The organism is Nocardioides panaciterrulae (genome assembly GCF_013409645.1).
GTDB classification, from domain to species: domain Bacteria; phylum Actinomycetota; class Actinomycetes; order Propionibacteriales; family Nocardioidaceae; genus Nocardioides; species Nocardioides panaciterrulae.
Genome location: NZ_JACCBG010000001.1, coordinates 3026227 through 3038478 on the forward strand (window position 1 = coordinate 3026227; position 12252 = coordinate 3038478).

The window sequence follows — 12252 nt, forward strand, 5'->3', positions numbered from 1 at the left end:
CCTAGGCGGACGCACCGACATTCGGGAAACCGATTATCGGTGCCCGGCCGTCGCCGGGGTCACAGGTCCACCCCGATGAACAGCGGGTCGCCGCACGGCGTGCGGGGGATGCCGGAGCCGCCCCCGGGGCTCAGCCGGTGGCCAGCAGCCCCCGCACCACCCGCAGCCCGACCGAGAGCCGCGCCAGGTCGGCCGCCTCGTCGACGCAGATCTCCTCGAGCGTCCCGGCCGCCCGCGGCACGACCACGCTGTCCTGGTCCTCCCACGCCGCGATCCGGGCGGGGGCGGACTCCTCGGAGGAGGTCGTGCGCAGCACCTGTGCGGTCAGCTGGGCGTGCACGGCGTTCAGGTCGTCGCGCAGCGCGGCGCGGGCCATCGTCTGCCACCGATCCTCGCGGGGCAGCGCCAGGATCCGCTGGGTCAGCGCCGACAGGCCGAGCCGCTCGCCGAGCGCGAAGTGCACCCGCGCGACCTCGGCCGGGTCGATGCCCTCCCGCTCGGCGATCTCCACCAGGCCGAGCAGCACGTACGCCGGCGGCAGCACCGCGACCCGGGTCGCGAGCGGCTCGGGCACCCCCTGGGCGACCAGCGCGTCCCGGCGGCTCTGGAGCGCGGCGAGCTCGCGTCCGGTCGCCAGCTCGGGCAGCTGCTCCATCACCGCCTGCACGCGCCCGGAGAAGAACTCCACGGCCGCCTGGCTGTCCAGCGGGGGTCGGCGGTTGGTCACCAGCCACCGGGACGCCCGCTCGACCAGGGTGCGCATCTCCAGCCGCATCCGGGTCTGCACCGCGGCGTCGAGCACGTTGTCGTAGGTGTTGAGCTCCTCGCGCAGCGGCAGCGAGCCGAAGATCTCCCGGGCCACGAAGTTCGCCCGGGTCAGCTCGGCCGCCGTGGCCCCGGTCTCGCCCTCGAGCCGCGGCCAGAAGGTCATGCCGGCGCCGTTGACGAGGTCGTTGACCACCTGGGTCACGATGATCTCCCGGCGCAGCTGGTGCTGGTGGATCTGCGGCTCGAAGCGCTCGCGCATCCCCGAGGGGAAGTAGGCCCGCAGGTCGACGTCGAGGTAGGCGTCGGCCGGCAGGTCGGTCGAGAGCAGCTCGTCGGCCAGCACGATCTTGGTCCACGACAGCAGCACCGACAGCTCCGGCGTCGTCAGGCCCTCGCCGCGCTCGAGGCGGCGCTTGACCTGCCGGGTGCTGGGCAGCCCCTCGAGCTCGCGGTTGAGCACCCCCTTGCGCTCCAGCCGGCGCATCCAGTCCTCGTGGACGTGCAGCAGCGACGGCGCGTGGGCCGCGGCGTTGGCCAGCGCCAGGTTCTGCTCGTAGTTGTCGCGCAGCACCAGCTCGCCGACCTCGTCGGTCATCTCCGCGAGCAGCGCGTTGCGCTGCTTCTCGGTCAGGTCGCCGTCCTTGACCACCCGGTCGAGCAGGATCTTGATGTTCACCTCGTGGTCGGAGGTGTCCACGCCCGCGGAGTTGTCGATGAAGTCGGTGTTCATCCGGCCGCCGCGCCCGTCGGCACCGAGCTGGGCGTACTCGATCCGGCCGAGCTGGGTGAAGCCGAGGTTGCCGCCCTCGCCGACGCACTTCACCCGCAGGTCCCGGCCGTTCACGCGGATCGGGTCGTTGGACTTGTCGCCGGCGTCGGCGTGGGTCTCGTCGGCGGCCTTGACGTAGGTGCCGATGCCGCCGTTCCAGAGCAGGTCGACCGGCGCCTGGAGGATCGCCTTCATCAGCTCCGCGGGCGTCATCGCGGTGACCTCGGCGGCGAGGCCGAGCGCCTCGCGCATCTCCGGGCCGACCGGGATCGACTTCAGCGAGCGCGGCCAGATCCCGCCGCCGGCCGAGATCAGGGACCGGTCGTAGTCCTGCCAGCTCGACCGGGGCAGGTCGAAGAGCCGGCGGCGCTCGGCGTACGACGTGGCCGCGTCCGGGCTGGGGTCGACGAAGATGTCGCGGTGGTCGAAGGCGGCCACCAGGCGGGTGTGCTCGGAGCAGAGCATCCCGTTGCCGAACACGTCGCCGGACATGTCGCCGATGCCGACCGCGGTGAAGTCCTCGGCCTGGCAGTCGATGCCGCGCTCGCGGAAGTGCCGCTGCACCGAGACCCAGGCGCCCTTGGCGGTGATGCCCATCGCCTTGTGGTCGTAGCCGACCGAGCCGCCGGAGGCGAACGCGTCGCCGAGCCAGAAGCCGTAGTCCTGCGCCACCTTGTTGGCGATGTCGGAGAACGTCGCGGTGCCCTTGTCCGCGGCCACCACCAGGTAGGAGTCGTCCCCGTCGTGGCGCACCACGTGGCGCGGCGGCACGGTCTCGCCGTCGACGAGGTTGTCGGTGATGTCGAGCAGCCCGCAGATGAAGGTGCGGTAGCAGGCGATGCCCTCGGCCAGCCAGGCGTCCCGGTCGGAGGCGGGCGGCAGCTGCTTGCAGAAGAAGCCGCCCTTGGCGCCGACCGGCACGATCACGGTGTTCTTCACCATCTGGGCCTTGACCAGGCCGAGCACCTCGGTGCGGAAGTCGTCGCGGCGGTCCGACCAGCGCAGTCCCCCGCGCGCCACCGCGCCGAAGCGCAGGTGCACGCCCTCGACCCGCGGCGAGTAGACGAAGATCTCGAAGCGGGGCCGCGGCTCGGGCAGGTCCGGGATCGCCGAGGGCTCGAGCTTGAAGGACATGTAGGTCCGCGGGCCGCCGCCGTCGTGGTCCTCCAGCGGCAGGAAGTAGTTGGTGCGCAGCGTCGCCTTGATGTGGGTCAGGTAGGACCGCAGGATCCGGTCGTGGTCGAGGCTGGCGACGTCGCCCAGCGCCCGCCCGATCCGCTCCTCGAGGGCCTCGATGCGCGCCAGCCGTGCCTCGGACCGGGCGCCGAGCCCGTTGTTGCCGGGCTGGAAGCGGGCCTCGAACAGCTGCACCAGCAGCCGGGTGATGTCGACGTTGCCCCGCAGCGCGCCCTCGATGTAGTCCAGCGCGAACGGCGAGTTCCCCTGCCGCATGTACTTGGCGTAGGCCCGCAGCACGGTGGCCTGCCGCCAGGTCAGCCCGGCGGCCAGCACCAGCGCGTTGAAGCCGTCGATCTCGTTGAAGCCGTCCCACACCGCGCGCAGCGCGTCCTGGAACAGCTCCCGGGCGTGGGCCGGCAGCGCGGTGCCGTAGCGCAGGCCGAACTCGTAGACGTAGGTCGGGCGGGCCAGCCCCTCGAGCTCGTAGGGCCGCTCGTCCACGACCTCGACGCCCATCGAGCTGAGCATCGGCAGGATCTGGGACAGCGACAGCGGCGAGCCGATCCGGTAGACCTTCAGCCGGGCCTCGCCGCGGCCGGCGTCCATCTGCTCGTAGAGCGAGAGGTCGATCCCCTCCTCGCCCTGCAGGGCCTCGAGCCGCCCGAGGTCGACCGCGGCGGTGCGCGCGTCGAAGTCCTCCTTGTAGGCCTCGGGGAAGCAGTCCAGGTAGCGCCGGCCCAGGGTCGCGCCGACCTCCTCGCCGTACTCCGCGATCACCGCCTGGACGAAGTCGTCGCGCCACGAGCGGGACGCGTCGGTGAGCCGGCGCTCGAGGTCGTCGGTGTCCTCGACCTCCAGCACCGTGCCGCCCTTCGGCGGGTGCACGACGAAGTGGACGCGCGCGGTGGTCGAGGCGCCGAGCATCACGTTGAACTCGACCGACTCACCGCCGAGCCGGTCCTTGAGGATCTGGGAGAACCTCTCCCGGACGCTGGTGTTGTAGCGGTCGCGCGGCAGGTAGACCAGCACCGAGACGTAGCGGCCGTAGGTGTCGCGACGGATGAACATCCGCAGCTGCCGCCGCTCCCGGGCGTGCATGGCCGCCTCGGCCATCGGCGCGAGCTCGTCGACGGTGGTGTGGAAGAGCTCGTCGCGGGGGTAGGTCTCCAGGGTGTCCATCAGCGCCTTGCCCGCGTGGCTGCGCAGGTCGAAGCCGAGCCGCTTGAGCACCGCGGCCGCCTTCTCCGCCAGCAGCGGGATCCGGGTCAGCGACTCGGTGTAGGCGGCGCTGGAGTAGAGGCCGAGGAAGCGGCGCTCGCCGACCACCTCGCCGTTCTCGAAGGTCTTCACGCCGACGTAGTCGAGGTACGCCGGGCGGTGGACCGTGGAGCGGGAGTTGGCCTTGGCCAGCACCAGCAGGGTCTTCTCGCGGGCCTTGGCCTTGACCATCGCCGGCAGCTTGCCGAAGGAGGCCGACATGTCCTGGTCGGCGCGCAGGATGCCCAGGCCGGTGCCGGGGACCGCGCGCAGCAGCTCGTCGTCGCCCTTGCGCTCGAGCCGGTACTCGCGGTAGCCGAGGAAGGTGAAGTGCTCGTCGGCGAGCCACTCGAGGAGCTCGCGGCCCTGCCGGAGCTCCTCGGGGTCCAGCGGCGGCGGGTCGGACTGCAGGTCGGCCACGATCGCGTCCACCTGGGCGTGCATCTTGTCCCAGTCCTCGACCGACTCGCGGACGTCGCGGAGCACCCGCTGGATGTCGTCCTCGATCGCGGTGGTGTCGTCGTCCTCGCGGATCCGGTCGATCTCCACGTGCATCCACGACTCGCGGACGAAGCCGGCCGGCGGCTCCAGCGAGCCGTCCTCGACCGGCCGCACCCGCTGCAGCGCCCCGGTGATGTCGCGCTCGACGTCGAGCAGCGGGTGGATCACCACGTGCACGTCGCGCAGCTGCCGGGAGAGCTCCATGGTCAGCGAGTCGACGAGGAACGGCATGTCGTCGACCGCGACCTCCACGACCGAGTGGCCGCTGGCCGACCAGCCGTGCTCGGCGAGCGTCGGGGTGAACACCCGGACCTGGGCGGTGCCCTGCGGCCGGGCCAGGCCGAGCTTCCAGTGCGACGCGAGCGCGCCGTACACGTCGACCTCGCTGCGGTCGCAGACGTCCTCGGGGGCGACGTGGCGGTAGTAGGCCCGCAGCAGGGTGTCGGCCTGCTCGTGCGGCGGTCCGCCGGTCCCTCTCCGGGAGACGGCCACCTCGATGGCCTTCTTGATCAGCTCAGCCTTGTCCTGGTCCAGCGTCGTCATTGACACGTTCCGACCCTAGGACCCCGGATGTGACGCCGCCAACACGGCCCCATGACAGGGTGTCTCGCGGGCCGGATCACAGCTCCGAGCGCAGCTCCCACAGCAGCGGGTAGTACTGCAGCGGCAGCCGCGAGCGCAGGTAGCCCGCGCCGCTCGAGCCGCCGGTCCCGGACTTGGCGCCGATCATCCGCTCGACCATCACCACGTGGCGGGCCCGCCAGCCGGCGGCCAGCTCGTCGTGCTGCAGCAGCGCCTCGGCGAGCGCCCAGACCACGGCGTACTGGGTGCGGTCGTGGGCGGCGGTGCGCAACGACGCCGAGACCTCCTCGTCGCTGCCGGCGGGCAGCCCGAAGGAGCGCAGCACGTCGAGGAACGCGTCCCACAGCGTCGGCTCGGCGAGGCGGCCGGCGAGCCGGTCCTGCTCGGCCTCGGTGAGGCCCTTGAACCGCCGGACGTACGACGGGTCCTTCGCGCCGGACAGGAACTCCAGCTCCCGGAACTGCACGGACTGGAAGCCGCTGGCCGGGGCCAGCCGCTGCCGGAACTCCAGGAAGTCCTGCGGGGTCATCGTCTCCAGCACGTCGACCTGCTGGACCAGCACCCGCTCGATGACGTGCACCCGGCCCAGCAGGTGCTGGGCCCACCACAGCCGGCCGCCCTCGAGGCCGCCGGCCATCGCGTCGCGGGCCGCCTCGACCTCGTGCAGCAGCTGCTTGAACCACAGCTCGTAGACCTGGTGGATCGTGATGAAGAGCAGCTCGTCGTGGGCCGGCGGGTCGGACTCCAGGTGCTGGGAGTCCAGGAGCTGGGGCAGCCGCAGGTAGCTGCCGTAGGTCAGCTGGGCACCCTGCTCACCGAAGGAGACGAACGTTTCACTCATGAGGCTGGAGGCTAGGGCACGTTTCGGCGCAGGTGCGGGTGGGCCATGATGTGCCGGACGAAGGGAAGGCAACCCGATGACCAAGAAGCTCGCGCACGACCTCACCTACGACGCCCCCGCGGACGCCGTCGCCGCGATGCTGGCCGACCCCGCCTTCCGCGAGGAGGTGTGCGACTACCAGCGGGTGCTGCGTCGCTCGGTGACCATCGAGCGCACCGGCAGCGGGATGGAGGTCGTGGTCGACCAGGTGCAGGAGGCTCGTGGGCTCCCGTCGTTCGCCACGAAGATCGTCGGCGACGAGATCAACATCGTCCAGCGCGAGACCTGGACCTCCATGGACGGCGCCGACATCCACGTGGTGATCCCCGGCAAGCCGGGCGAGATGAAGGGCACCGGCACGCTGGTCGAGGCCGCCGGCGCCACCACCCACGAGGTGCGCTTCGACATCCGGGTCGGCATCCCGCTGGTCGGGGCCAAGATCGAGGGCCTGGTCGCCGACATGCTGCTCAAGGCGCTCAAGGCCGAGAACAAGGTGGGCCGCGACTACCTGTCGCGCTGATCCTCGCGGCGGTCCTGGCGCCGGCGCAGCACCACCACGACCGCGAGCAGCAGGAACGGACCGAAGGCGAGCAGCAGCGTGAGCCCCTGCTCGTAGGGGTGCAGGCCGCCCAGGTGCAGCGGCGGGACCGGCGTCGTCATCGGCCCATTCTCCGGCCGGTTCCTGCCGTGCTGCCGGCGGGGCCCGTCCTCTTCCCGTCCGACGGGTGAGGCTCCTCACCGCCGGATCGGGATTGATCCGGGCCCCCGCGGGCATTTTGTCCAATGTTCAACTTTCACTGGACGACCATTGGACGAGGAGTGCGAGATCGTGCCCGATCTGTTCGACAGCCTGACCGTGAAGTCCTGGGAGCTGCCCCACCGGCTGGTGATGGCGCCGCTGACCCGCAACCGCGCCGACGGTGACGGGGTGCCGGGCGACCTGGCCGTGGAGTACTACTCCCAGCGCGCCGGGGCCGGCCTGATCATCACCGAGGGCACCCAGCCCAGCGCCGTGGGGCAGGGCTACCTGAACACCCCCGGCCTGCACAGCCCCGAGCAGGTGGCCGGCTGGCGCCGGGTCGCCGACGCCGTGCACGCCAAGGGCGGGCGCATCGTGGCCCAGCTCATGCACGCCGGGCGGGTGGCGCACCCCGACAACAAGCACGGCCTCGAGACGGTCGCGCCGAGCCCGCTGGCCGCCCCGAACCAGATGTTCACCGCCGACGGCATGAAGCCGCACCCGGTCCCCCGCGCCCTGGCGGCCGACGAGCTGCCCGCGGTCGTGGCGGAGTTCGTGAGTGCCGCGCGCAACGCGGTGGAGGCCGGCCTCGACGGCGTCGAGGTGCACGCCGCGAACGGCTACCTGCTGCACCAGTTCCTCGCGCCGGGGTCCAACCACCGCGAGGACGAGTACGGCGGGTCGCCGGACAACCGCGCGCGGCTCACCCTGGAGGTCACCCGGGCGGTGGCCGAGGCGATCGGCCCGGAGCGGGTCGGCATCCGCATCTCCCCGGCGCACAACATCCAGGGCGCCACCGAGGACGACCCCGCCGACGTCGAGGCGACGTACTCCACGCTGATCGCGGGCCTCGCGCCCCTCGGCCTGGCGTACCTCTCGATCCTCGCCGACCCGCGGGCCGACCTGACCCAGCGGCTGCGCAAGGACTTCGGCGGCGTGGTGATCCTCAACGACGGCTTCGGCGAGATCACCACCCGGGAGAAGGCCCAGGCGATCCTCGACGACGACCTCGCCGACGCGGTCGCCGTCGGCCGGCTGTTCCTCGCCAACCCCGACCTGCCGCGTCGCTGGGAGACCGGCGCCGAGCTGAACGAGCCGAACCCCGACACCTTCTACGGCGGCGGGGCCGAGGGCTACACCGACTACCCGTTCCTCGAGGACTGACCCGGGTCGAGGCCGGCCGGGGTCGCCGCGAGTTGCGCCCTCGGCGCGGTGTCGCACCCGCCCCACCCGCCCCGCCGGAGGGCCCGTTCCCTCGGTTGGGGGGCGTTGCAACGCCCCCCAACCGAGGGAATCCCCGGCTGGCCGGGGATTCCTGCAGCCGCCACGACGACGACGGCCCCACCGGCAGACCGGTGGGGCCGTCGGGGCGCTCAGTCACCCCAGGTAGGGCTCACCCCATGTAGGGGTAGCGGTAGTCCGTCGGCGGGACGAACGTCTCCTTGATCGAGCGCGGGCTGCTCCAGCGCAGCAGGTTGACCGCCGCGCCGGCCTTGTCGTTGGTGCCGGAGGCGCGGGCGCCACCGAAGGGCTGCTGGCCGACGACCGCACCGGTGGGCTTGTCGTTGATGTAGAAGTTGCCGGCCGCGAACCGCAGCTGCTCCTGGGCCCAGGCGATCACCCGGCGGTCCTGCGCGAGGATCGCGCCGGTCAGCGCGTACGGCGCGAACGACTCCATCTGCGCGACGACCTTCTCGAAGTCGGCGTCGTCGTAGACGTGCACGGCGAGGATCGGGCCGAAGTACTCGGTGGCGAACATCTCGTCGGTCGGGTCGCCGGTCTCGACGATCGTGGGCCGCACGAAGAAGCCCTCGGAGTCGTCCACGGTGCCGCCGGCGATCACGTCGAGGCTGGAGGACTCCTTGGCCCGGGTGATCGCGGCCTCGTGCTTGGCGAACGCGCGCCGGTCGATCACGGCGCCCATGAAGTGGGACAGGTCGCGGACGTCGCCGACGGAGATCGCCTCGGTCTCCGCCACGAGCCGGTCCTTGACCTTGTCCCACACCGAGCGGGCGACGTAGGCCCGCGACGCGGCCGAGCACTTCTGCCCCTGGAACTCGAAGGCGCCGCGGATCAGCGCGGTGACCAGCACGTCGGGGTCGGCCGAGGGGTGGGCGACGACGAAGTCCTTGCCGCCGGTCTCGCCGACGATGCGCGGGTAGGAACGGTAGGAGCTGATGTTCTCCCCGACCGTGCGCCACAGGTGCTGGAACGTCGGCGTGGAGCCGGTGAAGTGGATGCCCGCGAGGTCGGGGTGGGCCAGCGCGACCTCGGAGACCTCCAGGCCGTCGCCGGGCAGCATGTTGATGACGCCCGGGGGCATCCCGGCCTCCTCGAGCAGCTGCATCGTCAGGTGCGCGGCGAGCTGCTGGGTGGGCGAGGGCTTCCAGAGGACCGTGTTGCCCATCAGCGCCGGCGCGGTCGGCAGGTTGCCGGCGATCGCGGTGAAGTTGAACGGCGTGATCGCGTAGACGAAGCCCTCCAGCGGGCGGTGGTCGGTGCGGTTCCACACGCCGGGGCTGTTCGCGATCGGCTGGTCGGTGAGGATCTGCTTGGCGTAGTGGACGTTGAACCGCCAGAAGTCGATCAGCTCGCAGGCGCTGTCGATCTCGGCCTGGAAGGCCGTCTTGGACTGGCCGAGCATCGTGGCGGCGTTCAGCCGCTGGCGCCACGGGCCGGACAGCAGGTCGGCGGCCTTGAGCAGGATCGCGCAGCGCTCGTCGAACGGCATCGCGCGCCACTCCGGCGCGGCCTCGGTAGCCGCCGCGACGGCGTCCTTGGCGTCGGCCTGGGTGCTGTTGCGCATCGTGCCGAGGACGTGGCTGTGGGCGTGCGGCTGCACGACCTGGATCTCCTCGCCGCCACCGTCGCGCCAGGTGCCGCCGATGTGGGCCCGGAGATCGTGCTGGGTGGCCTGCAGCCGGTCGATCTCGGTGAGCAGGGCCTCCCGCTCGGGGCTGCCCGGCGCGTACGTCTGGTTCGGCTCGTTGGTCGGAGCCGGAGGGAAAGTGATCGCGTCCATGAAGCGAGGGTAGCGAGCGGAACGGGTCGCGGCCGAGTCGGCGCGGTTCGACCGGAGGAGGGCAGCGCGGAGGTCGACGAGCGCCCACTCGGCGTCCTCAGAGCAGGTACGGCAGCTCCTGGGTGGCGAACCACGCGAGGTCGTCGTCCTCCCCAGACCGGTCCCCTGCTTGGTCCCCGGCCTGATCCCCGGCGTCCTGGTCCCCGGCGTCCTCATCCTCGGTGTCGGCGTGGACCGCGGCGACCCGCTTGAGCACGAGGTCCACGGCCACGTCGACGAGCGTGGGGTCCTCCCCCGGCACGGGTACGACGTCGGGCACGTCGGCCGCCACGACGTACCGCCGGGGCCGGTCCTCGACCCCGCGCAGGGACCGCGAGTCGGCCGCGGCGGCCATCATCGCGGCGTACTCGAGGGACTCCTCGTCGCCCTCCGGCCACTGCGCCCGCAGCGCGTCGGTCACGGCGTGCGCCCGCAGCGGCCCGGCCAGGCGCCCCTCGGACTGCAGTGCCGCGAGCAGCGAGGAGGTGGCCGGCAGGTAGATCCGCACGCTCACGACCGCTCCCCCGCCTTCGACGACCCCGACGACCCCGACGACTTCGACGACCCGCCCGACCGGGCGGACCTGCCGCCGGGCGTGCGCCCACGCGGCGCCCGGGGGCGGGCTCCGGAGGTGGTGTCGACCAGCTCGTCGAGCGCCTCGCGCAGGCAGGGCACCAGCAGGTCGGCGTCGGGCAGCAGGGCCCGGTCCGCGGTCAGCCCGTAGTAGACCCCGCCGTCGTAGGACGTGACGCCGATCGCGAGGCCGTGCCCGGGCAGCAGCGGGGGCACCGGGTAGGTGCGGACCATCCGGGCGCCGGCGGCGTAGAGCGGCGACTGCGGGCCGGGCACGTTGGTGACGCAGAGCTGGAAGCCGCGGCGCAGCTCCTCGGCGGCGACCCGGGAGCCGATGGCGTGGAAGGTCGCCGGGGCGAAGCCGGCGATGCCGGCGAGCCGGTTGGCGGCGACGCCGCGTCCGGTCTCGCGGTGGGCGAGGAAGGAGTACGACACCTGGTGCAGCCGCACCACGGGGCTGGGCTCCCCGACCGGCAGGTCGACGAAGTGCGGCGCGATCTGGCTGCCGAGCGAGGTGGCCTCGCGCTCCTCGTCGATGACCGAGACCGGGGCCAGGGCGCGGATCTGGCGCAGCTCGCGCGAGGAGTCCGGCCGCGACATCAGCCAGGCGCGCAGCGCACCGGCGACGGTGGCGAGCACCACGTCGTTGACGGTGCTGCCGTGGACCCGGCTCACCGCCCGGTGGTCGGCGAGCTCGGTGCGCACCGCCAGCACCCACCGCTGCTGGGACAGCGGCCCGTTGATCGGGGTCTCCCGCTCGGGGTCGTGGCCGGCGAGGCCGCCGACGACCCGGGAGGTACGCCGGCTCGCGGCGTCGGCGCTGCGCAGCAGCGACCCGGCCCGGCTGCGCACCGTGTCCAGGGCGGTGCGGGGGTGCAGGGCGGTGTCCCGCGCCGCCTCGAGCAGCAGCGCGGGCGCCGAGGCGGGCCGGCCCGGGCGCCACTCGTCGGCGCCGAGCTCCTTGGGCTCGGGCGAGGTGTCGAGCAGCACCTGGCCGAGGTCGACGGTGTGCACCCCGTCCACGAGCACCTGGTGGGACTTCGACAGCAGCGCCACCCGGCCGTCGGCGAGGCCCTCGACGAAGTACATCTCCCACAGCGGGCGGCTGCGGTCCAGGGGCCGGGACACGATGCGGGCGACGAGCTCGCGCAGCTGGTCGAGGCTGCCCGGCCGCGGCAGCGCGGAGCGGCGTACGTGGTAGGCGAGGTCGAAGTGCTCGTCGTCGACCCACACCGGGTTCGCGAGCCGGCCCGGCACGGTCCGGATCCGCTGCCGGTAGCGCGGGACGAACGAGATCCGCTCCTCGATCAGGCGCAGCAGCCGGTCGTGGTCGAAGCCGGACTCACCCGGGTCGAAGACCTCGACGGTGGCGTTGTGCATGGGCGTCGAGGGGGACTCGGCGGCCAGGAAGGCCACGTCCCGCGGCCGCAGCCGCTCGCTCATCTGTTGCCCTTTCGTCGCACCGGCCGGCCCGGGGGTGCCGGCCCGGTGACTGTCTCACCGTGGGATCCTGCCAGAGGCGACGGCGCGCCCGCGGGCCGTCCCCTCACGTGCTACCCACAAGTAAGGATCCTCACGCATGCGTCGCGTCCTGGCCCTGGTCTTCGCCGCGTTCCTCGCCCTCGCGCTCGCCGGCTGCGGCGGCTCCTCGTCGGGCTCCTCCGGCTCGAGCACGACGCCGAAGGTGATCGAGGTGACCTTCTCCGGCGACTCGGTCACCCCGAACGGCGACCGCGTGCAGGTCTCGGTCGGCCAGCCGATCGAGCTGAAGGTGACCGCGGACGCGCCCGGCGAGATCCACGTGCACTCCTCCCCCGAGCAGGAGCTGTCCTACGACAAGGGCACCTCCACCGTGGACCTGCAGCCGATCGACAAGCCCGGCATCGTCGAGGTCGAGTCGCACGCGCTCGACAAGACCATCGTCCAGCTCGAGGTCCGCTGAG

General features: G+C 72.4%; 9 protein-coding genes. 3 read left to right on the top strand and 6 right to left on the bottom strand.

Translation table 11 applies throughout. The annotated features are described in order from the left end of the window. Positions 1-130 precede the first annotated feature (130 nt). Positions 131-5017, bottom strand: coding sequence for an NAD-glutamate dehydrogenase (locus BJZ21_RS14415; RefSeq protein ID WP_179665712.1), 4887 nt, complete (start codon positions 5015-5017; stop codon positions 131-133). Positions 5018-5093: 76 nt separating this feature from the next. Beyond that, positions 5094-5897 (bottom strand): tryptophan 2,3-dioxygenase family protein, encoded by an 804-nt coding sequence (locus BJZ21_RS14420; RefSeq protein ID WP_179664383.1) that lies wholly within the window; start codon positions 5895-5897, stop codon positions 5094-5096. Positions 5898-5973: 76 nt separating this feature from the next. Here BJZ21_RS14420 and BJZ21_RS14425 point away from each other — a divergent pair, with 76 nt between their 5' ends. Further along, the gene (locus BJZ21_RS14425; RefSeq protein WP_179664384.1) at positions 5974-6456 is read left to right on the top strand and encodes a DUF2505 domain-containing protein; all 483 of its coding nucleotides are present in this window, start codon (positions 5974-5976) and stop codon (positions 6454-6456) included. Here BJZ21_RS14425 and BJZ21_RS14430 read toward each other — a convergent pair. Continuing rightward, entirely contained in the window at positions 6441-6596 is a 156-nt protein-coding gene (locus BJZ21_RS14430; RefSeq protein WP_179664385.1) for a hypothetical protein, read from the bottom strand. The genes BJZ21_RS14425 and BJZ21_RS14430 overlap by 16 nt on opposite strands. A 169-nt stretch (positions 6597-6765) precedes the next feature. Here BJZ21_RS14430 and BJZ21_RS14435 point away from each other — a divergent pair, with 169 nt between their 5' ends. Further along, on the top strand, positions 6766-7839 hold the full coding sequence (locus tag BJZ21_RS14435; RefSeq protein ID WP_179664386.1) for an oxidoreductase: 1074 nt from the start codon (positions 6766-6768) through the stop codon (positions 7837-7839). Between the two features lie 229 nt (positions 7840-8068). Here BJZ21_RS14435 and pruA read toward each other — a convergent pair whose 3' ends face one another. From pruA to BJZ21_RS14450, 3 genes are all read right to left on the bottom strand, one after another. After that, a complete protein-coding gene (gene pruA, locus BJZ21_RS14440) occupies positions 8069-9697 on the bottom strand; it encodes an L-glutamate gamma-semialdehyde dehydrogenase (protein ID WP_179664387.1) in 1629 nt (542 codons plus the stop codon). A gap of 97 nt (positions 9698-9794) precedes the next feature. After that, positions 9795-10250, bottom strand: a complete 456-nt coding sequence (locus tag BJZ21_RS14445; RefSeq protein WP_343052150.1) for a DUF6912 family protein — start codon at positions 10248-10250, stop codon at positions 9795-9797. Next, positions 10247-11752, bottom strand: a complete 1506-nt coding sequence (locus BJZ21_RS14450) for a WS/DGAT/MGAT family O-acyltransferase (protein ID WP_179664388.1) — start codon at positions 11750-11752, stop codon at positions 10247-10249. The genes BJZ21_RS14445 and BJZ21_RS14450 overlap by 4 nt, the downstream gene beginning before the upstream one ends. A gap of 136 nt (positions 11753-11888) precedes the next feature. Between BJZ21_RS14450 and BJZ21_RS14455 the strand changes: the two genes are divergently transcribed. Further along, on the top strand, positions 11889-12251 hold the full coding sequence (locus tag BJZ21_RS14455; protein WP_179664389.1) for a hypothetical protein: 363 nt from the start codon (positions 11889-11891) through the stop codon (positions 12249-12251). Position 12252: the final 1 nt, after the last annotated feature.

Coding starts and splice junctions, on each gene's coding strand:
- BJZ21_RS14415 (WP_179665712.1), bottom strand. CDS start 5,017: ATGACGACGCTGGACCAGGACAAGGCTGAGCTGATCAAGAAGGCCATC.
- BJZ21_RS14420 (WP_179664383.1), bottom strand. CDS start 5,897: ATGAGTGAAACGTTCGTCTCCTTCGGTGAGCAGGGTGCCCAGCTGACC.
- BJZ21_RS14425 (WP_179664384.1), top strand. CDS start 5,974: ATGACCAAGAAGCTCGCGCACGACCTCACCTACGACGCCCCCGCGGAC.
- BJZ21_RS14430 (WP_179664385.1), bottom strand. CDS start 6,596: ATGACGACGCCGGTCCCGCCGCTGCACCTGGGCGGCCTGCACCCCTAC.
- pruA (WP_179664387.1), bottom strand. CDS start 9,697: ATGGACGCGATCACTTTCCCTCCGGCTCCGACCAACGAGCCGAACCAG.
- BJZ21_RS14450 (WP_179664388.1), bottom strand. CDS start 11,752: ATGAGCGAGCGGCTGCGGCCGCGGGACGTGGCCTTCCTGGCCGCCGAG.
- BJZ21_RS14455 (WP_179664389.1), top strand. CDS start 11,889: ATGCGTCGCGTCCTGGCCCTGGTCTTCGCCGCGTTCCTCGCCCTCGCG.